At 42.2% G+C, this 20,374-nt stretch carries 28 protein-coding genes; 23 read left to right on the top strand and 5 right to left on the bottom strand.

Features of this window, described 5'->3' with window-relative positions:
• Nucleotides 1–158 precede the first annotated feature (158 nt).
• From NYE45_RS07840 to NYE45_RS07925, 18 genes are all read left to right on the top strand, one after another.
• Nucleotides 159–557: a hypothetical protein gene (locus tag NYE45_RS07840; protein ID WP_340016281.1), complete on the top strand. Its 399-nt coding sequence runs from the start codon at nucleotides 159–161 to the stop codon at nucleotides 555–557.
• A gap of 29 nt (nucleotides 558–586) precedes the next feature.
• Complete coding sequence (locus NYE45_RS07845) at nucleotides 587–979, top strand: hypothetical protein (RefSeq protein ID WP_340016282.1); 393 nt, start codon at nucleotides 587–589, stop codon at nucleotides 977–979.
• A gap of 168 nt (nucleotides 980–1,147) precedes the next feature.
• The gene (locus tag NYE45_RS07850; RefSeq protein ID WP_340016283.1) at nucleotides 1,148–1,867 is read left to right on the top strand and encodes a methyltransferase domain-containing protein; all 720 of its coding nucleotides are present in this window, start codon (nucleotides 1,148–1,150) and stop codon (nucleotides 1,865–1,867) included.
• A 25-nt stretch (nucleotides 1,868–1,892) separates the two neighbouring features.
• On the top strand, nucleotides 1,893–2,354 hold the full coding sequence (locus NYE45_RS07855; protein WP_340016284.1) for a hypothetical protein: 462 nt from the start codon (nucleotides 1,893–1,895) through the stop codon (nucleotides 2,352–2,354).
• Nucleotides 2,355–2,416: 62 nt separating this feature from the next.
• The gene (locus NYE45_RS07860; RefSeq protein ID WP_340016285.1) at nucleotides 2,417–3,256 is read left to right on the top strand and encodes a hypothetical protein; all 840 of its coding nucleotides are present in this window, start codon (nucleotides 2,417–2,419) and stop codon (nucleotides 3,254–3,256) included.
• A 220-nt stretch (nucleotides 3,257–3,476) separates the two neighbouring features.
• Entirely contained in the window at nucleotides 3,477–3,635 is a 159-nt protein-coding gene (locus tag NYE45_RS07865; protein ID WP_340016286.1) for a hypothetical protein, read from the top strand.
• Between the two features lie 58 nt (nucleotides 3,636–3,693).
• Nucleotides 3,694–4,260: a histidine phosphatase family protein gene (locus tag NYE45_RS07870; RefSeq protein WP_340016287.1), complete on the top strand. Its 567-nt coding sequence runs from the start codon at nucleotides 3,694–3,696 to the stop codon at nucleotides 4,258–4,260.
• 95 nt (nucleotides 4,261–4,355) lie between these two features.
• Nucleotides 4,356–4,871: a nucleoside deaminase gene (locus tag NYE45_RS07875; RefSeq protein ID WP_340016288.1), complete on the top strand. Its 516-nt coding sequence runs from the start codon at nucleotides 4,356–4,358 to the stop codon at nucleotides 4,869–4,871.
• A gap of 30 nt (nucleotides 4,872–4,901) precedes the next feature.
• Nucleotides 4,902–5,444, top strand: coding sequence for a GNAT family N-acetyltransferase (locus NYE45_RS07880; RefSeq protein ID WP_340016289.1), 543 nt, complete (start codon nucleotides 4,902–4,904; stop codon nucleotides 5,442–5,444).
• Nucleotides 5,445–5,464: 20 nt separating this feature from the next.
• A complete protein-coding gene (locus tag NYE45_RS07885; RefSeq protein WP_340016290.1) occupies nucleotides 5,465–6,130 on the top strand; it encodes a Type 1 glutamine amidotransferase-like domain-containing protein in 666 nt (221 codons plus the stop codon).
• Nucleotides 6,123–7,019, top strand: coding sequence for a PhzF family phenazine biosynthesis isomerase (locus NYE45_RS07890; protein WP_340016291.1), 897 nt, complete (start codon nucleotides 6,123–6,125; stop codon nucleotides 7,017–7,019). The genes NYE45_RS07885 and NYE45_RS07890 overlap by 8 nt, the downstream gene beginning before the upstream one ends.
• Before the next feature lie 15 nt (nucleotides 7,020–7,034).
• A complete protein-coding gene (locus tag NYE45_RS07895) occupies nucleotides 7,035–7,487 on the top strand; it encodes a GNAT family N-acetyltransferase (protein ID WP_340016292.1) in 453 nt (150 codons plus the stop codon).
• A 104-nt stretch (nucleotides 7,488–7,591) separates the two neighbouring features.
• Nucleotides 7,592–7,924, top strand: a complete 333-nt coding sequence (locus NYE45_RS07900) for an HIT domain-containing protein (RefSeq protein WP_340016293.1) — start codon at nucleotides 7,592–7,594, stop codon at nucleotides 7,922–7,924.
• A 177-nt stretch (nucleotides 7,925–8,101) separates the two neighbouring features.
• On the top strand, nucleotides 8,102–8,245 hold the full coding sequence (locus tag NYE45_RS07905; protein WP_165790066.1) for a hypothetical protein: 144 nt from the start codon (nucleotides 8,102–8,104) through the stop codon (nucleotides 8,243–8,245).
• A 108-nt stretch (nucleotides 8,246–8,353) separates the two neighbouring features.
• On the top strand, nucleotides 8,354–9,133 hold the full coding sequence (locus tag NYE45_RS07910; protein WP_340016294.1) for a hypothetical protein: 780 nt from the start codon (nucleotides 8,354–8,356) through the stop codon (nucleotides 9,131–9,133).
• 135 nt (nucleotides 9,134–9,268) lie between these two features.
• Nucleotides 9,269–9,949: a zinc dependent phospholipase C family protein gene (locus tag NYE45_RS07915; RefSeq protein WP_340016295.1), complete on the top strand. Its 681-nt coding sequence runs from the start codon at nucleotides 9,269–9,271 to the stop codon at nucleotides 9,947–9,949.
• Nucleotides 9,950–10,036: 87 nt separating this feature from the next.
• A complete protein-coding gene (locus NYE45_RS07920) occupies nucleotides 10,037–10,459 on the top strand; it encodes a hypothetical protein (RefSeq protein ID WP_340016296.1) in 423 nt (140 codons plus the stop codon).
• 54 nt (nucleotides 10,460–10,513) lie between these two features.
• Nucleotides 10,514–11,047 carry a GNAT family N-acetyltransferase gene (locus tag NYE45_RS07925; RefSeq protein WP_340016297.1) on the top strand — a complete coding sequence of 178 codons (534 nt, stop codon included), beginning with the start codon at nucleotides 10,514–10,516 and terminating at the stop codon, nucleotides 11,045–11,047.
• 102 nt (nucleotides 11,048–11,149) lie between these two features.
• On the opposite strand, the gene NYE45_RS07930 is transcribed toward NYE45_RS07925, so the two are convergent.
• From NYE45_RS07930 to NYE45_RS07950, 5 genes are all read right to left on the bottom strand, one after another.
• On the bottom strand, nucleotides 11,150–11,473 hold the full coding sequence (locus NYE45_RS07930) for a YxeA family protein (RefSeq protein ID WP_340016298.1): 324 nt from the start codon (nucleotides 11,471–11,473) through the stop codon (nucleotides 11,150–11,152).
• Nucleotides 11,474–11,488: 15 nt separating this feature from the next.
• Nucleotides 11,489–13,417 (bottom strand): ABC transporter permease, encoded by a 1,929-nt coding sequence (locus NYE45_RS07935; RefSeq protein WP_340016299.1) that lies wholly within the window; start codon nucleotides 13,415–13,417, stop codon nucleotides 11,489–11,491.
• Entirely contained in the window at nucleotides 13,414–14,193 is a 780-nt protein-coding gene (locus NYE45_RS07940; RefSeq protein WP_340016300.1) for an ABC transporter ATP-binding protein, read from the bottom strand. Before NYE45_RS07940 ends, NYE45_RS07935 begins: the two co-directional genes overlap by 4 nt.
• 166 nt (nucleotides 14,194–14,359) lie before the next feature.
• The gene (locus NYE45_RS07945; protein WP_340016301.1) at nucleotides 14,360–15,397 is read right to left on the bottom strand and encodes a sensor histidine kinase; all 1,038 of its coding nucleotides are present in this window, start codon (nucleotides 15,395–15,397) and stop codon (nucleotides 14,360–14,362) included.
• A 10-nt stretch (nucleotides 15,398–15,407) separates the two neighbouring features.
• Nucleotides 15,408–16,085 (bottom strand): response regulator transcription factor, encoded by a 678-nt coding sequence (locus NYE45_RS07950; RefSeq protein WP_340016302.1) that lies wholly within the window; start codon nucleotides 16,083–16,085, stop codon nucleotides 15,408–15,410.
• A gap of 175 nt (nucleotides 16,086–16,260) precedes the next feature.
• Between NYE45_RS07950 and NYE45_RS07955 the strand changes: the two genes are divergently transcribed.
• The 5 genes from NYE45_RS07955 to NYE45_RS07975 all read left to right on the top strand — a co-directional run bounded on the left by NYE45_RS07955 (nucleotide 16,261) and on the right by NYE45_RS07975 (nucleotide 20,154).
• The gene (locus NYE45_RS07955; RefSeq protein WP_340016303.1) at nucleotides 16,261–16,758 is read left to right on the top strand and encodes a PH domain-containing protein; all 498 of its coding nucleotides are present in this window, start codon (nucleotides 16,261–16,263) and stop codon (nucleotides 16,756–16,758) included.
• A 5-nt stretch (nucleotides 16,759–16,763) separates the two neighbouring features.
• Nucleotides 16,764–18,317 (top strand): PH domain-containing protein, encoded by a 1,554-nt coding sequence (locus NYE45_RS07960; RefSeq protein ID WP_340016304.1) that lies wholly within the window; start codon nucleotides 16,764–16,766, stop codon nucleotides 18,315–18,317.
• Nucleotides 18,318–18,399: 82 nt separating this feature from the next.
• Nucleotides 18,400–19,176, top strand: coding sequence for a Cof-type HAD-IIB family hydrolase (locus NYE45_RS07965; protein WP_340016305.1), 777 nt, complete (start codon nucleotides 18,400–18,402; stop codon nucleotides 19,174–19,176).
• A 108-nt stretch (nucleotides 19,177–19,284) separates the two neighbouring features.
• Entirely contained in the window at nucleotides 19,285–19,455 is a 171-nt protein-coding gene (locus NYE45_RS07970; protein ID WP_094030640.1) for a YHYH domain-containing protein, read from the top strand.
• Between the two features lie 36 nt (nucleotides 19,456–19,491).
• Nucleotides 19,492–20,154 carry an HAD family hydrolase gene (locus tag NYE45_RS07975; protein ID WP_340016306.1) on the top strand — a complete coding sequence of 221 codons (663 nt, stop codon included), beginning with the start codon at nucleotides 19,492–19,494 and terminating at the stop codon, nucleotides 20,152–20,154.
• Nucleotides 20,155–20,374: the final 220 nt, after the last annotated feature.

Raw genomic sequence — 20,374 nt, forward strand, 5'->3', positions numbered from 1 at the left:
AAAGATGCATAGGGAGCTACTCATGACTGAGTAGTTCTTTTTATCATGTATGAGAACATTGGCTGCACGTCATCGCTTTTTATTTTTATGCTAGAATGGATAGCAGGAAAAAAGCGGAAGAGTTAAATAACATTCTGAAGTAGGTAAGGAGAACAAGTATGAACGAGGAAGAAATGTTGGAGTTATACGGATTGGAGCCTGATGACATCCATCGAGAGCCGATCCGAGAACTGTTGAAGCAAGAGATTGAGAACCGAGAATCACAGGATAACGAGCTTTTGAAACTGCTGTGCATCATGTTATTCTGTATTGGAAATGTGGAGGACACCACGCTGATCTGGCAAGCCAAACGAAAGAATCAGGATGCGGGCAGTTATATTGATGTGCAGTTATTATGTGGTGCGGGATATGAGAAGACTTTATTTTATCTGGAAAATATGGACCGGGAACAGACGCATGAAGAGTTGCTTTACCTTAGACAGTGCGAGCCGTATGACTTTGTTGATTTTTCCAAAGCGGAATGGGTCTCAGACTATAAACAATATTACGGTGTTTGATATATGAGCACACCAGAAGGAGAGATACTATGCCAAGTTTGCATGACAATATCATATTAAGTTACGAAGTCGATTTAGAGAACGAAAGAATCAGGATGCATACTCGTTCGAGTCATGAGGTGCCGAAAAATATGGATGTTTTATTCTCTGGTGTAATGGCCCATGCGTTTGATACACCGCTGTATGGGAGTATTATTTTGGATCTGGATGAGAGGGACATAGAGCATTTTGTTCCTCATAATCGAGAGTTGTTAGAGTCAGGGAAGGGTCAGGGTTGGCCTGTCAGTTATGATTCCTATGACGAATTGCAAAATCAGCTGATAGAAGAGAAATACAAGTACATGGTGATCTCTTCCTCGTATGGATTGAGTGGTTGGATTTTGGCCAAGAACGTAGAGATTTCTGTTCAAGAAACGGGGTAAACGGGATGAAGCGTGAGCACAAGCAACATAAGAGTTGGCTTACTTCGTTTATTCGCAAATCCCACATTATGGGTTATGATGTACCTTGAGAGAAAATTTTACATACATAGGAAGTCTTCTTCTTTTAAAATAAAAGCAAGCAAAGTCATAACCGGGATGGTGTGTTCCGTGGATGAATTGAAGAAACATTTGAGTACGCATCGGGCAGGGCAGGTATTGGACGTAGGCACGGGATCTGGGAGATTTATTCCTACTTTACTTGAACTATTCAGTGGTATCGAACAGATTACTGGAATGGATACGGATATGGATTCATTACGTCAAGCAGAGGCTGCTTACGCGGGTCATGGAAAGATTCAGTTTAAGCCGATGGATGCGGGTAACATGGAGTTTGCAGATGGGACGTTTGATACAGTTTGTATTTCGAATGCTTTGCATCATTTACCGCCAGGTGCACAGGTTCTGGAAGAAATGAAGCGAGTTGTGAAAAGAAACGGTCTGTTTCTCATGAATGAATTAGTCAGTGATGAGCCGAATGAAGCCCAGCTGACTCATATTTTATATCATCATTTCAGTGCGGATATAGATCAGCGTTTGGGAATATATCATCATCACACGTACACACGTCAGGAAGTCAGGGATATCGTTACTGCCAGTGGTATAAGTATACAGTGGACATGCGAATACAACGAACCTAAGCCGGATGTTATGGCAGAACGGGATATACATTTGGTTACTAATGCCTGCAAACAGCATATGGAACGGGCCAAGGCGTTTGAAGATTATGCGGCTTTTGCAGAACAAGGTAATTCTATCATTGAACGTTTGAAAACAGTCGGAATTCAGCGCCCAACGCAGCTCATGATCGTGGGAGATTTGGAAGATTAGACGAATGCTGATCGGAGGATGGAATATGAAGAAGTTAATGATAGTTTCATTATTATTGCTACTTCTTGTGGCCTGTCAGAACAAAGGAAACACTGAAGATGCACAGCAGGATGAAGAAATAACGACATCCCAAGAGACGGAAGATATCCCACCTGAGTACCTTGATGAAACAAACTATACAGGGGATGAATTGGAAATCGTCAAACTTATGAATGCCCGGGTGCGTTATTTATACGAAAAGGATGAAAAAGCATATATGAATCTTTTTGATCCACAGTCTCCTATATCGGGCATGGGAAGATACAAAGTTCGCAAGATTATTTCCATAAGCGATATTATCATTCAAGAGCAAAAGAAACTTTACCAGGGAGCTGTAACGATTACTGAATTAAGAGAGAACGACAAGGAATATATAAATACGATGGTGTTTTGGAAAAAGAAAGAAGATGGCGATTCTGCGCAATGGGTTATTGCAGATATTGATTGATAACATCGTGGCTGATAGATGGAAGATCCATATCATCACACAAAATGAAGGATGATGTAATGATGGCTAGGAGATTAATACTCATTGAAGGATTACCGGGTTCAGGCAAGTCAACGATTGCCAAAATGGTTTCCGAAATCCTGATAGGTCAAGGCAAGCAGGTACAACTATTTCAGGAAGGAAACCTGGATCATCCTGCTGATTACGAAGGCGTTGCTTGTTATCATACTGAAGACTTCGAGGCTTTATTGAGCACGCATGAAGATTACAGAGAGGTTCTGGAAAGCCATGCGATTGCCTATGATCAAGGTTTCCTGATTCCATACCGTAAGATGAAAGAACAGTGGGGAATAAATGTTCCTGACCATGTCTTACAGGATATATTCAGACGGGATATTTACGAAATTCCTTTTGCACAAAATGTAAAGCTGATCACCGAGAAGTGGCAAAATTTCACTGAAAACCTGTTAAGCACGAATGATGATTCCATCACGATATTTGAATGTTGTTTTATCCAAAATCCACTGACCATGGGTCTTGTCAAATGTAATCAATCCAAAGAGCAGAACGTGCAGTATGTATTGGAACTGGGCCGTATCATTCATGCTCTGAATCCGCTTCTCATCTATATCGACCAGAAGGATATATCATATACATTTGATAAGGCGGTCAGTGAAAGACCAAAGGAATGGTCAGAGGGCTTCATTAATTATTATACGAATCAGGGATTCGGGCAAGCGCAGGGTTATCAGGGTGTTCCGGGTACAGTAGAGGTTTTGCAGGAAAGAAAAAGGTTAGAGTCCGAAATCTATGGCTTACTTCAGATGGATAAGGTATGGCTGGATAATTCGGATTATGACCGCGAGGCTTCAAGGCGCAAACTAGAAAAGATTCTGGAATAACCATAATGAAATACGAATACATACCGGAGGACAGTTCTATGACATTTTATGAAGTAGCCCTAATTGCAACAACCGCAATCTTAATTATTATAGGTGTTCGAAGCAAACGGAAAGTAATTCTTAGATGGGGCATAGCCAGTTTGATTTTATTGCTCGTACTTATCATCCCATCATTCATCATGGGATTCATGAATGGATTATCTGATGGATGGTCAGCGAGATGAGTAATTCAGAAAACAAAAATATATCGTATGAGCAGCATAATAACAAATTCAACTTTCGTGTGGCAGGTATTGTGATAGATAAGGGAAGAGTTCTTTTGCATACGACTGGAGCAGATGGAAGTCTATCCTATGTTTTTGAGAAAGGAACTGACTAATCTTCTTGATGCAAAAGGAATCAAACACTTCATTCAGGAATAGAGGAATAGAGGTCTTATGGATATTACATTTATTCGTCATGGTCATAGTGAACACTTGATAGATTACCCTAACCAATTAAATTGTCTGCACCCCGGCCTCACTGAATTGGGGAAAAGTCAGGTCATAGCGTTGCGTAAACAAGTGGTTTTTACGCCTGAGGACGTCATTTTGGTAAGTCCAACGAAACGTACTATTGAAACTGCACTCCTTCTAGCCTCAAACACCAATCTTGCGTTCAGCCCGCTGGTTGGCCCAAGAATGTTCCCTCAGAATCCAGAGTTCGTTCCTTTCGTCTGCGATCAGACCTACTCCAAGGAAGAACTTAGTAATCAGTATAGTGACATAAAAATGGTTGAACTGGGTTTGGATTGTTGGAAAGAAAGTATTAATCAGATGGATGCACATCGGTTCCAGATATTAGCTGAAAAGCTTCTTGAGTGGTGCAGGCAACAGAGCGGCAATACGTTTATCATTTCCCATGATGGTACAATATCGAACTACAGGATTTTACTCGGAGAAAAAGGGTTAACCAAAAGTGATTTTCTTGGTGAAGCAGGGCAGTACACGATCAAGAACTTTTAACGATTAAAGGAGATACCGTCAATCTTTTCTTTACACATTACACAAGGCATCTGTTTTGGTAAGTGGTCAATAACTGTACTTAGGAGGACTTTAAAATGAAGTTATCGGATTATGAATATTTAACTTTAGCTCTGGAAGAAGCAGAACAATCATTTACTGAAGGAACGTATCCGATTGGTGCGATAATCGTGGATGTGGATGGGATTGTCGTGAGTAAAGGCAGAAACCGAGTTTTCTCGGATTGCGACCCCACCGCACATGCTGAGGTGGATGCCATTCGTCGGGCAGGAAAACATTTGCTGGATGTAGAGAAGAAGAAATTCTCGAAGAAGAAAGACTTGACGCTTTATACTACCTGTGAGCCTTGTCCCATGTGTTCGTGCACCATATTAATGTCGGGCATTAAAAAGATTGTATGGGCAGCAGATGATGAAGCGTATGGAGGGCTTCGGCGTTTCAAAGAAGGGCCGCATTTTATCCATATGTTTGACACGTTATCCTGTGTTGCGGCTCCCTATCTTGATTTGGAAAATAGACAAAGAGCTTTACTCGCCAAATGGAATATTGGTAGAGGGATGCTTAATACAGAGTGGGAGATTCCAAAGCAATGATCATAATCCAAAGAAAGGAGATGAAGCCACATGGAATTCGTGGGAGAGAAGGTGAAAATAACAACAGTCACCGAACAGGACCTCGACTTCATTTGTCAACTTGAATGTGACACAACGATATGGAGTTTTGAAGAGAACGTTGAAACGGATGAGGAGAAGGTCCGTGAGAAATATCGCAGCCATTTTGCTGTCGCAGATGAGAAACCGTATGCCTATGATTTCGTTTTACGCCGCTTGAATGATCCGGAGGGTACACCTCTTGGTATTGTTCAGATGTGGAGTTATGTGGATTACCGAAAAAGCTGGGAACTTGGATTCGCTGTACTTTCGGAATATGCAGGTAGAGGATACGGGAGTGAAGGTACCCGACTTTTACTACAATTTGCATTTCAAGAGTTACAAGTTCATAAGGTCGTCGGCATGTGTAATTCACAAAACGTTCGCTCAGCCGCACTGATGAAGCATGTGGGTATGACACGGGAGGCCGTTTTCAAGGAAGAACTATGGTGGAACAATCAGTGGACAGACCAGTATTTTTTCTCGATTTTGGATAGAGAGTTTAAGCCAGTCTAATAGGTACGGGAGGAAATAAGATGACTACGTTGGTTCTGTTAAGTGATTTGCTCTTAGAGTCTAGCGATAAATTGGATCAGAGAATACGAAGCTTATTCGACAGTGAACAGCCTTCCATCGGATATATCCCTTCATGTTCCGACCCGGACCGAAAGTATTTTGAACACACTAAACGTTACTATAATCAAATAGGAATAGATAACATTCAATATTATGATCTTGATCTGGAGTATGAGGAGAGCACATTTGGCGCTATTTTCGAATGTGATGCGATTCATCTATCCGGCGGAAATACGTTTTATTTTCTAAGTTTATTACAGAAGAGAAATGCGCTTGGTCTGTTAAATTCCTATGTGAAGAGTGGCGGCATTCTTATTGGGGTCAGTGCAGGCAGTATTCTGACTACACCTACGATTGAGATAGCCGGGTATGGTGAAGATGCAGATGAGAACGATGTGGGATTGGATGATATGAAAGCACTGGGGCTTGTTGATTTTGAGTTTGCACCGCACTGGGACGGTTCTGAAGATACCCTGAATTCATTAAGAGAATACACGCGTGTTAACCGTACAACGGTCTATGCGTGCCAAGATGGTGGCGGGGTTGTAATGGATGGTGAAAGTGTAGAGTTATATGGAAATGTACGTCTCGTAGATTACAGAGAGAGTGGGTCTGATCATGAGTGATGTTAAGGTCTATCATTATGATGCTTTCTCCACAGTTCCCGGCCAAGGTAACCCTGCAGGAGTGGTTTTTGAAGCGGATCATTTAAGTGAGACGGAAATGCAGCAGATCGCTTATAAGGTTGGTTTTAATGAGACGGTATTTGTGTTGAACTCTGAAGTAGCTGATGTCAGATTACGTTATTTTACGCCGGGTCATGAGATTAATCTGTGTGGTCATGCCACAATGGCATCACTGTATGGTATGAGGACGCGTGGGATGTTGGGTGACAAAGAGTTAATCGCGATTGAAACCAATGTAGGCATATTACCCATACGATTTGAGCGGAATGCCGACACCATTTACATGGAAATGAAACAGGATCAGCCGCAGTTTGTACCGTTCCAGGGTGACATCGAGAAGCTGGTAAGCGCCATAAACCTCACTCTGGATGATGTCGACCATTCTACGCCAATCGTTTATGGAAGTACAGGAACCTGGACGTTATTAATCCCAATTCGTGAACTAAGCTCTTTTATGAAAATGAAACCGGATTCTTCCCTGTTCCCTGGTATTTTACTTGAAAACCCCAAAGCTTCGCTACATCCCTTTTGTTTCGAAACCCGTGATTCCGGTGCGATGATGCATGCGAGACATTTCTCTTCACCGTACTCAGGTACGACGGAAGATCCAGTGACTGGAACAGCCTCCGGGGTCATGGGTGCCTATTATTTAACGTATGTGAAACCGGAGATCGATGAGGTACAGTTTGTGGTAGAACAAGGGCATGAGATTGGAAGAGATGGAAAAGTTCAAGTGAGTGTGATTCGGGATGGTGAGGATATGGATGTCAGAATGAAGGGGACGGCTGTTTTTGTGCGTGAACTGAACGTTGAAAATATAAAAGTATGAAGGGAGATTAACATTTTGCAAATTATTGATATTCGGCAGAAGCCGGACGTGCTGCAAGAAGCAGTACAGTATTTTTGGAAACAATGGGGCTCGGAATCTAGCTTCCATTTCTATCGAGATTGTATAGAGCGTTCTGTGGATACAGAGAGTGATGTGCCAAGATTTTATGTGATGTTGGATAGAGACCGAATTATCGGTGGGTACGCATTATTACGAAGTGATCTGAATAGCAGACAGGATCTCTTTCCCTGGTTTGCATGTCTTCATGTTGATCCAGAATATCGGGGCCAGAACCTGGGTGGTCAACTCCAGACCCATGCAATGAATGAGGTGAAAGCGAAAGGGTATGACAAGCTCTATTTGTGTACTGATCTGACCGATTATTATGAAAAAAATAACTGGGCCTATATCGGTAAAGGATATCTGCTGGATGATGAAGAGACGAGAATCTATGAATGTAAGATTTGATAGTATAAATGGAGCAGTTGCGTCAGGGAAAACAGGTATGATTTTTCATAACTTCAATACGCATTAAGGCAAGATATATTAGAACTGAGTAGAGAGGGGAGAGCATGATGACGCAGGACTTCTATTGTAATGAGGTGCTCAATGGTAAAACAAAAGTAGATGTTGTTTGGGAAACAGATCAAGTACTAGCTTACCACCACACCCGACCATACTACGATCACCATATCGTGGTGATTCCCAAGATTCATATTCAGTCATTCATTTCCCAAGAAGAAGAGAATAATGATGAACTTTTATGGGAAATGATGCGTGTCATTAAAAAGATTGCTGCTGACATGTTAGCTCAGACAGGCTCATCGAAGATTGTAACTAACTTGGGCAGTTATCAAGACTCGAAGCATCTGCATTGGCATATAGTCAGTGGTGAACGAACTTAGGAAACTGTATATCGGATTAACAAACTTCCACCGTTCACATACGGATGTGGAAGTTTTTTTGTTTTGAAACAATAAGCACACCGAAGGACTTTTACATCCACCATAAAAGTTAACTGAGGAAAAATATGCTAGAATAGGGAGTGGTAGTTTAATAGGTTCATAGGAGGAATAACAATTATGATTACGATATTTCTAATGTTGATTAATGTGCTGTTATACGGACTGGGTGTGTATGCACTGATCCTGTTTATTAAGCTGGCCCGGCGTGGGATTCAGGCACTGGATATCTACCTGTATGAGAAACGCGGAGAGCGCTTCTAACGTTCACCATCTCATACTCGAACAGAATTATCATTTTTCTCTCAGTGTTTTATCTTTTCTATTCTAGTATGATTAACGCATCAATCCAGTAAAGAGAGGGTTAATGACATGGATGCTTTTTTAGAACAAATTAATGAGTTAAACGAACTTCAGAAAGGCTTGGTTAGCCTACATCCTTTGTTTGCAGAACATTATCCAGTGGTTGTAGCCTATGAAGCTTTATTATATATCTATGATTATTCATCCAAAACGCAGCAATATGAGTGGGTGAAGACGGTACCGGACGATTTATATATTCCAGATGAATGCCTTGCGGCAATGCCGGTGCATCATATGGACGGAAGAATGTGTGCGATTGTAACGGATGCAGCGTTCAAAGATCTGGAGCAGAAAGTCTATCTGTTCCACGAATATGTTCATTGTTATGTATATGAGAAATATGATGAACGGATCGTAAACCGTCTTCAGATTAAGCACAAAATGGACCAACTGAAGCGCGTAACATGGGAACTGGATTATGAATTTCCGTATGCAGATGAAATCGTTGTGGAGCGGATTAACTCATTGTTGTCTGCTTTGAAGAGTAAAGACCTATCGAAAGTACAAACAGCTAGAAAGGTGTTGTTCCGTTCATTAAATGAAGAACAAGCTGAGTACTGGAGCTGGCTGGAGTGGAACGAAGGTTACGCAAGGTATGTTGAGAATCTGATTCGGGCAAAATTTGGACAGGAAAGTAATCATTTTGGAGATACAGCTCCGTTCAATCGTCTGGTATTCTATGAGTGCGGATCGGAATATATTAGCCTGCTCGTGAAGGAACAGCCGGAGTATCATACGGATTTGGAGCAGCTGTTTGACCGGATGCAATTGGAGAGAATAGAGGGTTAATCACGAACTTACGGTGAAAAAAGGTGGAAAATAGCGGAGTCTCACTATTCCAGTGATCTGTACGTTGCACCAGTAGGTTATATCGTTTTATCCTAAGTATAGTAGAATACTTCCCGATAAAAGGAGATTATTTCTATGCCGTTACCTATGGTTCATCTCAATATTGCTAATCGGATTGCAGAATCTCTGCAAATGCAGGCTGGTCGAGATTCATTCTATCTGGGGAACATCGCCCCGGATTCCATACATATGCGTGAAGGCACAACCAGAGAGGACAAGGAATACACCCATTTTAACCCGAAAGATAATGCAGATTACATTGGTGGACTGGACGAACTTTACTCATCCTATATGCAACAACTCACCGATGAAGGATGGAAGTGGTTTGTGCGAGGATACTTTATGCATGTGCTGACAGACTATTACTGGTTCCGAAGTGTGCATCCTGAATTCGTCGAACGGGTCAATAAGGCAGACCAACACTCAGGCAATAGTAGATCGAAGGATGAACTGGCGCGTTTATATTACCAGGAGACGGACCAGATCGATTTCAATCTCTATCAAGGTTCAAGTTGGAGTGAAGAAGTGTGGCAGGTGCTCAACAGTTCACCAGGCTATGACATGACGAATCGTTTAACTGCGGATGAGATTATTCGCTGGCGGGACCACACGTTTTCATTTCTAAATGGGGAAGAACCGGGAATTACTCCTGAGTTCATTACGGGTGAGAGGGTTCAGGTATTTGTGGAAGAGACCGTAGAGCGACTGATCGCTATGTTGTCTTCATGGGACCCGGAGTTGCGTAACTGGATATGACTACGGATATTTAGATAGTTCAGTTGAGTTACTAGATGCTGTAATCGTTACTTCTCTATTCATTACGAAGTCAGGGAGGCAGGTGGTATGGTGAAATATGTAGGTTTCTTGATGGTGCTCGTCATTGCTACGTCCATTACAGGATGCAGTCAACCGAATGAACCGGACTCGGAAGAAGGGCTTCCTGTGCTGATCACTTTAACGTGTAATCCCAACCTCGCCTCGGAACCATGCCAAGATGTTGAGTTTGATCGAGCTGACGAGATTCGAATCATGATGGAGGCCATACATAAGGCAGAGCATATGCCGGGTATTATTGATTATGGTACGCAGTACAAGATGAGTATTAATAATGCAGATGGTTCGGTTACACGGTATGATTTCTCATTGGGAATGGATCCCAAGATGCAAGGCTTGTTAGTAAACGAGGAAGACACGCATACTGGATATAGTATATCCCTTGAGGATGCTAACCAATTAAGAAGACTGATCCAGCGACGTACAGATTAAGAAGGTATATGGAACGGAGAAGAACCTGTGGATTACAAAATTACCATTGAACCTATGACACGATCGGATGCAGAGGGAGCGTATCGGGTATTCGAGACAACGATCCCGGCAGCATTCGAACAGGAGGGAATAGGCTCGTTACTGGATGATATTCAGGATGAAATAACACACAAGAGAGCATTAATTCACACTGCATTGCAGCCAGATCATAACAAGGAAGCAAATGTATTTTTCCTCGTCGCCAAAATGGGAGATGTGATTGTAGGCACAATCTCGTATGGACCTTGTGGTGAAGAGATTCGAGAATGTACAGATCATCGGTTGAATGATATCGGAGAACTGGGTAGCCTGTACGTTTTGCCCGAGGTTCAAGGTCAAGGGATTGGTTCGGCGCTCATTCTAGCACTGGTTACTGAACTTCAGCGGCGGGGTATTCAGCAATTCTGCTTAGATAGCGGCTATCAAATTGCACAGCAGAAGTGGCAACGCAAATTCGGTGAACCCTATGTGGTGGCGAAGAACTACTGGGGCGAAGAAACAGATCATATGGTTTGGTTGTGTAGAGTGCAGGATTTTGCTGATAAATAAACAGATGTATAAGATGACCACCTGTTTGGCAACAGGAGTCATCTTTTTTATTGCCTTCATCTTGGAGAATCCACCTTGTTACATGTGATCGTTCTTATTTCCTTATTTCGATGGCATTTCATTTTCATCGATCAATTCATATTTTTCAGTATAGGTACCTTTGGCGAGCACTTTTAAGAAGGTGCCTTGATTAAGTGTACTGCTGGTGGTAAATACTACTCGTTTAATTTCTCCGCTTTCGGTGATTCCTTGCAGCCTATATTTATATCTACCGTCATCATCTACAGGTTCATCTTGAAGCTTAATATATACATATTCCTCTTTAATCATTGGATTAAAACGATCAAATGGCTCACGCATGAAGAGATAGAGGCCAGCAATCATAACAATTACAACGAGACAAGAAATAAATATCCTTTTTTTCATCATTTCTCTTCCTTTCTATAGAGCATTGGTGACGATGTTTTTGTAATACCGGATGGTAACGACGGTGAACACCAGATAAATAAGAACATATACTGCCATACTTATGAGGATTGGAGTTAGCATGCTTGCTGCAAGGAGTATAGAGCTTACCTTCAAGGCAAAAGCAGCATGGGTTAATCCAATACCCAGCGGAATTAAATAAACAAAGAGCTGTTTACGGATAATGCCTTTCATCATATCGCTTACTTGAAATCCGAGTTGTCGCAGTGTCCGATAATGGTTTTTTTCTTGTTCAGCTTCTGTCATTTGTTTGAAATACAAAATACTTCCCGTTGAGAGGATAAATACCAAGCCTAAAAATCCAGCAATAAAAATGAGCAGCCCGAAGTTTTGACGCGATCCCTCGTATGTGGAATAAAAGTCCCTGAGTAACAGGTCACTGTCCACACTCGTTCGAAAGATGTCCGAAGCGGTATCAGTTTTCTCACGATCTAACACGTTAAAAACCTCAAAATTCAAAAGTTGTTTGGATTCATCCTCCTGAATGCTGCTTCTCATTCTCTCGAAAGTTGCTTGAGAAACAAGTAATTGATAGCCATAGTTAATGTAATTCATCATATTATTAAGCTTGTACTTGGAGACAGTGAGTAGATTTGTTTCATCATTTGATGCGTATTGCACTTCTTTTGGAGATGAAATCTCCATTCCTTCTATAATGGCTCGCGAACTATGATAGATGGCTTCACCATTTCGGGGACGCTCAAGATCTACTCCAACCTGCGTCATCTGCTCTGCTGAGAAAAGCAAAAACGGTCTATTACGATGGCTTGGTTTTGAATTCTGATTCTGATCCACCCATGCGCCAATGAATCGGATGGCATCCACTTGATAATGATCGAATTCAATCTGCGCATCTCTTAACTTACTTGATATCACAGCGGCTTCCTCCGGCATATTTTCCACTGCAAAATCAAAAGGCATCGCCAATCTTACATCCTTTTCGATGGAATAATATAAGGAATAGGAAAGAGAAATCATCGTAATCGTCATCGCAGACAGTATCGTGATTAAGGTTAACGAATTGGCGTGACCTTTCATTCTGTGCATTAATGGTGCTACCGAAAGGCTATTAATCAAGCCGAGATTCCCATTTTTCTTTTTTCGATAAACATATAATATCCAGCTTATGGTTGTATGGAAGACTAAATAGGTTCCAAGTATGGTACTGACGAGAACGATTAACATCAGAAAAATGAGAGCATCTGCATTGTATCCAATAAAGGTAGACACATAATAACCAAATCCGATCAGACTTACGCCTGCTAAGCCTAAAATGCCTGAAACGATGCTTGGACGTTTGACAAAGGCCTCATTTTGATGAGTAGCCTGAAACAATTGCAGTAATGTACTGCGATACACTGTCCATATCATTTGTACGGATGTAACGGCAATCAGGCAAGTAAACACAGCAATCGTTTGAATGAATGCTTGGGTAGAGAAGGTTAAGTCAAACTTAGCATCAAGCCCTAACAGGTTTATTAAAAGTAAGAGAAACAGTCGCGAGAGCAAAGTTCCAACTGTTGTTCCGATCAATAAAGCGCCTAGACCAAGAATCGTGTGTTCCAGGATCAGTATCCGAGCGACCCAAGCCTTGGACAAGCCAATTAACTGATACAATCCGATTTCTTGACTGCGCCTTCTAATAAAGATGTTTGTCGCATACATCGTAAACACAATCGTAATAAGAATGAGTAATATACCTGCGATTTGAAAAGCCGTTGAGAAGTTCACGCTAGATTGAACCGTTTCAACAACGGTTTGATCATTTTGCAGGGTAGAAAAGATAAAATACAAGCTTATGCTGAAAATCATCGCGAAAAAATAGAGATAATACATTTTGATGTTTTTCCGCATGCTGCGCATCACTAGTTTACGTATGTTCATTTCGGGCTGCCTCCTCCAAGAACGGCCTGCATATCCAGAATGTCTTTGAAGAAAGATTCTCTCGTTTTCTCTCCCCGGTACAATTCAGCAAATACTTTGCCATCCTTTAGAAAGACCACCCGGTTACAATAGCTAGACGCTAGCGGGTCATGAGTAACCATGACAATGGTGACTTGTCGTGACTGGTTGATCTCATGTAAATTTTCTAACAGATTGGAGGCTGCTTTGGAATCCAAAGCACCGGTAGGCTCATCTGCAAAAACAAGTGAAGGCGAATGAATTAATGCTCGCGCCGCAGAGGTACGTTGCTTTTGACCGCCCGAAATTTCAGTAGGATACTTATCAGCTAATTCTTTAATGCCTAAAATTTCTGCAATCTCATTAAACTCATGTTCAGCTTCGGTTTTGCTTATTCTGGTTAAAGACACAGGCAGCAAAATATTCTCTTTCACCGTTAACGTATCGAGCAAATTGTAATCTTGAAAGATAAAGCCCAAATGTTGACGACGAATATCGGAAAGTTGCCTATCCTTCATTTTAGAAATCTCGTGCTCCTGTATAAAAATCTTGCCATCTGTGGCTCGATCAATCGTCGCTAACGTATTTAGAAGAGTGGTCTTGCCTGAGCCTGAAGGTCCCATAATGCCGACAAACTCACCCTCTGTCACGCGAAGGTCGATTCCTTGTAACACCTGTTGAGCAGTTCCCTTTGAACCATAAGATTTACGTACGCCCTCAGCATTTAAAACGGTTTTCAGTGTCATTTGATGTGTCATTCCATACACTCCAATCGAGTTGTTCTATATACAGTGTAGTTCTTTTAAACCTTCAGGTCGTAAGTTCTAGATGATAAAACAGGCTCGAATGTGATATTTTCGTCACATTGCAACGAAAAAGCAGTCAGGCTTTATAAATATCCTGACTGCTTTATGATTACCCGGTTTATAGTAATGTTCGTCTAAGCATTTCAAACGGATTATCACTCGTGAATACCATCGAAATAGATGTTCCTTCTCCAACAGCCGAATCAACTTCAAGTCGAACATGTAACTTCTTGCATATTTCTTTTGCAAGATAGAGTCCCATTCCAGTCGCTGAGTTCTGTATCCTCCCATTTTCGCCCGTAAAGCCCTTATCAAATATGCGAGGCAGGTCATGTGCCTGAATGCCAGGTCCTTCATCTTTAATGGTTACGATCACGGACTCATTTTCATGGAGACCCGTGTGAATGAATAGTTTTCCATGGGTAGGACTGTACTTAATCGCATTCGTTAAAAGCTGTCTTATCACAAACCTACACCACTTTTTGTCTGTGTACACGGCAGACACCGTGTCTGCCGTCAAATCAATGGATATATTTTTTTCCATACACCATGTGGATAGCTCACGAATCTCTTCTCTTAGCAAATCTTTCACTTCTAGCTTTTCGGGGAGTAAGTCGGAGTCCAGGTTGGCTAATCGCGAAATGTATAGCTGTTGATCAATTAATAAGTGCATTCTAAGCCAAGACGCATTTAACCTTTGAGCTAGCTCATTAGAACGATGAGCATCAATGGTGATCTTCATCGCTGTGAGGGGTGTTTTCATCTCATGAACCCATGAAGCAAGATCCGTATGTTCCATGAGTTGGGTAGACTGTTCCTCACGACGCTTGTTTTGATGATGTTGATGAATGTTTTGTAAAAGAATATAAACCATTGGGTCAGGAAAAGAGCTGTGAGGTTTGGGCACATCTTCAAACCAGTCCTCTCCGACATCATCAGAAAGGGTACGAAGGGATTTATAATAGGCGGTTTCCTTGTTATACCTCCAAATAAAGAAGCCCAAAGTGATAATTAGGAACAACGAATTTAGATAGATGAGAGAATGAGGCTCCACACTTATGCCAGCATCCAATTGTATTAAAGCATTGGTGAGCAGAAGTAGTAATCCAATCAAGACAATCCAACTTTTTTTATACATGAGATAAGCGATAAACAATAGGAACCTCCTAAAGAGTAACGGCCATATACCCCAGACCTTTTTTAGTCACAATCCCATCAGCTAAGTTGAGACAGGAAAGCTTTTGACGTAATCTTGTGATGTTGGCTGTAAGCGTATTGTCATTGATGAATTGATCATCATCCCAGAGCATTTTCATCAGTTCATGACGTGAGATAATTTTATTATTGGATTTAACCAAAACCGATAGTATAAAAAATTCATTTTTTGTCAGGCCAATGGTTTGCCCATCCTTATGAATTTCACCGCTTTTTAAATCAAGAATCGCTTGATTCCACTCCAAGACATCGGAGGAAGCCTCTTCATATGTATAGGTTCGACGAAGAATAGCCTGTACCTTGGCGATCAGTACATCCATATGAAAAGGTTTAGGAACGTAATCGTCCGCCCCTAAGTTCATCGCCATCACCATATCCATGGGATGATCTCTTGATGAAAGAAAGATAATCGGAACTTTGGACACGGCACGTATTTCTCTACACCAATGAAAGCCGTCAAACTTGGGAAGCTGTATATCAATAATCACTAAGTGAGGCTGATAATCTACAAAGGAATCCATCACATATGAAAAATCAGTGGGGCTACTTACCTCATATGACCACTGATTTAAACTTTCTCTAAGCGCTTCCAAGAGGAGAGAGTCATCCTCAATAATAAAGATATTCATGTTCAGACATAGCCCTCCTTCAGATGCCACTCCAGTATATCAACGGTCAGTTCGAATTGCCAGAACGGAGTCTTGAGACACGCCCTAACTGAATCTTTCTGAATCGATCGTGGACGATTGTTCGTACAGTGTAACATGTGTGTTTTTATGTACCCGAGGAAAAAGGAGTGAACATATGTCAATACAGTGGAACCCACCCGAGCAACGGTTATCTCCTCATGCAGTACACCTGTGGAGAATTAGCGCCATCATATGGAATGTGATAGGTCTTCTGATCCTTACCGTACTGTTAGTACTCGATTCAATCTATGGATGGAAGACGTGGATTGGTTGGATTTTGTGGGGGGTTACGGCCATATCTGTGCTCTATGCGGTGTGGGATATTTTCATCCAGCCTTCATGGTTATACAAGTACTGGTATTATGATGTGAATGAGGAGTTCCTGCAACTGAAGCATGGGGCGCTAACGAAGGTACATCAGATCATCCCCATGGCAAAAGTGCAATCGGTTACAACGAATCAGGGACCTTTGATGCGAAAATACGGACTCTACTCCGTATCGGTTGGCACGATGGGTTCATCTCATGATATCCCGGCATTGCCAGAGGAAGTCGCGCTCGCACTCCGTCATCAGATCGCATCCTATGCGCGGATTAATGAGGTGGACGAATGATCGATATGAAACGACATCACCCATTAGCCATGCTGTGGAGCTTGTGGAAAATGGTGAAGAATTGGTTCGCGATCATCCTGTTTTTGTTTGTCTTCCGTCAGGACTCAGAGTCCCAATGGCTCTTCTATGGAAGAATTGCCTTTTATGTAGGTATTTCAATTGGTGTGATTTCGATCATCTGGAAGTGGTTTACCTCTCGTTATACAGCAGATGATACGGCCTTTCATATCTATAGTGGTGTGTTCAACCGTACTAGAAGAACTATCCCGTATACTAAAGTCCAGAATGTGAATCGTCATACGACAGTGTTTCATCGGTTGTTCCGCGTGACGTCCATCCGTTTCGAGACGGGAATCAAGGGAGAAGATGCTACTTTTCAGTTACACGTTGTTTCACTTTCCGAAGCAGAACAGTTGGAGAAGGTTGTAGCAGGTTATATGGCAGAAGACGCAGAAACAGTAGAAGCAACAGAGGAACCTGTTACGTTGGATGTAGATGAGCCCATGGAAGAGGAAGAAGCGCAATCTGAACCTGTTATACCGGATAAAGCCATGTCTCTGCCTGCAAAAGTAAAACAGGAACGGGTTGTTCATTATCATTCCACCCGGAAGGATATATTCAAAGCATCCTTTACCTCGCTTAGTTTTCTCGTACTGATTCCGGTCTTGGCTACGCTCTATTCCTGGGTGAAGGACTTCTTCCCCGATGAGGAAGTAACGGAAAGTTTGTTATTAACCTGGCTCGATTCCTGGTGGATTGCTGGTTTGATGATTTTGGTTTTATTGATCATATCTATTGCTCTGGGCATTGTCAGAACCTTTGTGAAGTATGGAAATTTCCAGATCACCTCGGATGCCAACCGCATCTATATCACGAAGGGCATGATGGAGCAAACGTCATTTTCAATCCTGAAAGAACGCGTTCAGGCCGTGAAAATTACACAGTCTCCAATGAAAAGGCTGCTTGGACTAGCGGAAGTAGAACTGACCACTGCGGGGAGTCTGGGGGAGTCCGAACATGAGGTGAACTCGCTCTATCCCTTCCTGCCTGTGAAGCAAGCCTATACCATGATTGAGGAGATCCTGCCATCCTATCGAGTTACGCAAGAGATGGAAAAACTTCCACGAATATCACTATGGCTGCGCCTGCTCAAACCAAGCTTTTTTTGGATCGTGATCACGGGTTTATTGTGGTATTTCAAACCATTTGTGTTAGGGCAGAAGCATGCCTGGTGGATGATTTCGGCGATTCTGTTAGTATGGATTGCAACATGCAGAGTGGTGGACTTTTTCCATACCCGATACATCTTGAATCAGAATTTCATTCAACTTCGAACCGGCGCGCTCACTTCAACACTCTTCATCTCCAAACGTGAGAAAGTCATCGAAGTGCAGATCACCCGTAATGTGTTACAGCGTTGGTTAGGTGTTGCTTCCATTCATACCGTGAACCGTGCCAAACCTGTTCTGCATCATCGGGCACATGACATTCCCCTGGTTATGGCGGAATCATTTCAATCATGGTACATGGGACGTACCCAAGATGTTCAGACCCGTTAAACACAAGAGCAAGTGCAGGAAGACCGCATCAGGTTATTCTGTGCTTGCTCTTTTTACTTGAAGACAGAGGAGGAAGAACATTTTGATGAAAGCTGTGTTCTTTGATGTGGACGGTACATTGCTGAGCGAAATAGATCGGAGTTTATCACCACGTACAGCAGAGTCGATCCAGAAATTAATTCGTAAAGGCATCCAAGTCGTACTTGTCACAGGTAGGCCCTATAACTTATGTAAAGAATTCAGAAATCTTGGAATCGATACGATTATTTCGGCTAACGGAGCATTGCTCAAAGCAGGTAATGAAGTGATACATAAGTCTGTACTGTCTGCACAGATGGTTAGAGCATTCAGTGAGTTTGCCGAGTTGCATGGGCACAGTATTTCATATTTTACCGAGTCTTTTGAGACGAACGGGTTGTGTACAGCAGATGGTCGTGTTACTGAGGCAATGCGAGATACGCTGGGACTGTTGGATTTCCCACAGAAAATCAGCACGTTGGAACAGGACGTATATTGCATTTGCTTATATGCGGATGAGGCGGAGACGGAGAAATTCCAGTCCAGATTTCCTTCTTTACGATTCGTGAGATTCCATCCGTATGTAGTGAATGTGCTGGAAGCGAGTGAAGTCAGCAAATCTACAGCCGCAGAGAAAGTTCTCGACTACCTGAAGATATCCAGAGAGGATACAATGGCCTTTGGCGATGGGGAGAATGATGTGGATCTGCTAGCGTATGCGGGAATCGGAATTGCCATGGGAAATGGCGGAGAACGGATTAAACAAAGCGCCGACTATGTTACCCTGCGGGCAAGTGAAGACGGAGTTACCCATGCGTTGAAGCAATTTAAAATTTTATGAGATGTATGCAATAAATAGATGAAGGATATCCCAATTGTGGGTTTTCATGTAGAATGATATAGCACGTATTAAGCCCTAAAGCATAGGGTGTTTATCGAAGGGTGACTTATGAAAAAGGTTGTTATCGTAATCCTGTCTCTTGTCGTACTTGTTGGTGTATCCTCTTCCGCTTATGCTCATCCAGGCAGACTGGATAAGAACGGTGGACATAACTGTTCAGCCAAATCCAAGCAAAAGGGCCTGTGCACGGGTTATCACTATCATAAAAAGAAAAAATAAGCATGACTTCATATTCTTTAACTGGGGGAAAGAGCGATGGATCATATTAAAGCGGTTATTTTTGATTTGGATAATACGATTCTGAACAGAACGATGACTTTTGACGGCTTCACGCAGAGTTTGATTAACACTTATTTTGGTCATCTTGAGTCAACCGAAGATATAAGTAAGCGAATTATTGAGCTCGACCAAGATGGTTATAAGGACAAATCCCTTCTGTTCAACGAGTTGTTGCATGAACTCCCTTGGGCAGAGCATCCGCCCCATGCAGAATTGATGGCCTTCTATGGCAGAGAGTATGTGCGAAGTTCAGTTCTGATGGAACAGGCGCGAGAAGTCGTTCAGCATCTGCGGGGGAAATATCGAACCGGGTTAATTACCAATGGGCAGACCGATATTCAGTATGGGAAAATCGATCAACTCGGTATCCGGGAGGATTACGACCATATCATTGTTTCAGAAGAGGCGGGAGTCAAAAAGCCCGACCCACGCATATTTCAGCTTGCGCTCGATCATTTCGGTCTAAGACCAGAGCAATGCATCTACATTGGCGATCATCCGGTGAACGATATTGAAGGAGCAGCAAGCGTAGGCATGAGCACCATCTGGATGAAGGTCAACCAGCCGTGGCAAGACAGCATTACGTCGGGTCCTTTACATACGATTGAACATCTAAGTGAGTTGAAGAAACTGCTTTAGAAAGACGGTTATATAAATTGAATATAACATTTACACAAAACGTAGAGGACAGAAATAACCTAAAGAAGCGAAGCGTTCGCCTTTATCCCCGGATTTTTCCCCTTAGGAAAGGAATCAAAAAATCTGGGGATAACAGCGATCGGAAGGTTGTTCTGTCATCGGAGTGGCTAGTGTAAATATTCTTTAGTTCAGTTTACATAGATAAAGATTACTATAAACA

Origin of the sequence: Paenibacillus sp. FSL K6-1318, assembly GCF_037976905.1 — a bacterium.
Classification (GTDB): Bacteria; Bacillota; Bacilli; order Paenibacillales; family Paenibacillaceae; genus Paenibacillus; species Paenibacillus amylolyticus_A.

Excerpts from the sequence above, each read along its gene's own strand:
- NYE45_RS07840 (WP_340016281.1), top strand. The coding sequence starts at position 159 with ATGAACGAGGAAGAAATGTTGGAGTTATACGGATTGGAGCCTGATGAC.
- NYE45_RS07845 (WP_340016282.1), top strand. The coding sequence starts at position 587 with ATGCCAAGTTTGCATGACAATATCATATTAAGTTACGAAGTCGATTTA.
- NYE45_RS07855 (WP_340016284.1), top strand. The coding sequence starts at position 1,893 with ATGAAGAAGTTAATGATAGTTTCATTATTATTGCTACTTCTTGTGGCC.
- NYE45_RS07860 (WP_340016285.1), top strand. The coding sequence starts at position 2,417 with ATGGCTAGGAGATTAATACTCATTGAAGGATTACCGGGTTCAGGCAAG.
- NYE45_RS07865 (WP_340016286.1), top strand. The coding sequence starts at position 3,477 with ATGAGTAATTCAGAAAACAAAAATATATCGTATGAGCAGCATAATAAC.
- NYE45_RS07870 (WP_340016287.1), top strand. The coding sequence starts at position 3,694 with ATGGATATTACATTTATTCGTCATGGTCATAGTGAACACTTGATAGAT.
- NYE45_RS07875 (WP_340016288.1), top strand. The coding sequence starts at position 4,356 with ATGAAGTTATCGGATTATGAATATTTAACTTTAGCTCTGGAAGAAGCA.
- NYE45_RS07880 (WP_340016289.1), top strand. The coding sequence starts at position 4,902 with ATGGAATTCGTGGGAGAGAAGGTGAAAATAACAACAGTCACCGAACAG.
- NYE45_RS07885 (WP_340016290.1), top strand. The coding sequence starts at position 5,465 with ATGACTACGTTGGTTCTGTTAAGTGATTTGCTCTTAGAGTCTAGCGAT.
- NYE45_RS07890 (WP_340016291.1), top strand. The coding sequence starts at position 6,123 with ATGAGTGATGTTAAGGTCTATCATTATGATGCTTTCTCCACAGTTCCC.
- NYE45_RS07900 (WP_340016293.1), top strand. The coding sequence starts at position 7,592 with ATGATGACGCAGGACTTCTATTGTAATGAGGTGCTCAATGGTAAAACA.
- NYE45_RS07905 (WP_165790066.1), top strand. The coding sequence starts at position 8,102 with ATGATTACGATATTTCTAATGTTGATTAATGTGCTGTTATACGGACTG.
- NYE45_RS07910 (WP_340016294.1), top strand. The coding sequence starts at position 8,354 with ATGGATGCTTTTTTAGAACAAATTAATGAGTTAAACGAACTTCAGAAA.
- NYE45_RS07915 (WP_340016295.1), top strand. The coding sequence starts at position 9,269 with ATGCCGTTACCTATGGTTCATCTCAATATTGCTAATCGGATTGCAGAA.
- NYE45_RS07920 (WP_340016296.1), top strand. The coding sequence starts at position 10,037 with ATGGTGAAATATGTAGGTTTCTTGATGGTGCTCGTCATTGCTACGTCC.
- NYE45_RS07925 (WP_340016297.1), top strand. The coding sequence starts at position 10,514 with ATGACACGATCGGATGCAGAGGGAGCGTATCGGGTATTCGAGACAACG.
- NYE45_RS07930 (WP_340016298.1), bottom strand. The coding sequence starts at position 11,473 with ATGAAAAAAAGGATATTTATTTCTTGTCTCGTTGTAATTGTTATGATT.
- NYE45_RS07935 (WP_340016299.1), bottom strand. The coding sequence starts at position 13,417 with ATGAACATACGTAAACTAGTGATGCGCAGCATGCGGAAAAACATCAAA.
- NYE45_RS07940 (WP_340016300.1), bottom strand. The coding sequence starts at position 14,193 with ATGACACATCAAATGACACTGAAAACCGTTTTAAATGCTGAGGGCGTA.
- NYE45_RS07950 (WP_340016302.1), bottom strand. The coding sequence starts at position 16,085 with ATGAATATCTTTATTATTGAGGATGACTCTCTCCTCTTGGAAGCGCTT.
- NYE45_RS07955 (WP_340016303.1), top strand. The coding sequence starts at position 16,261 with ATGTCAATACAGTGGAACCCACCCGAGCAACGGTTATCTCCTCATGCA.
- NYE45_RS07960 (WP_340016304.1), top strand. The coding sequence starts at position 16,764 with ATGAAACGACATCACCCATTAGCCATGCTGTGGAGCTTGTGGAAAATG.
- NYE45_RS07970 (WP_094030640.1), top strand. The coding sequence starts at position 19,285 with ATGAAAAAGGTTGTTATCGTAATCCTGTCTCTTGTCGTACTTGTTGGT.
- NYE45_RS07975 (WP_340016306.1), top strand. The coding sequence starts at position 19,492 with ATGGATCATATTAAAGCGGTTATTTTTGATTTGGATAATACGATTCTG.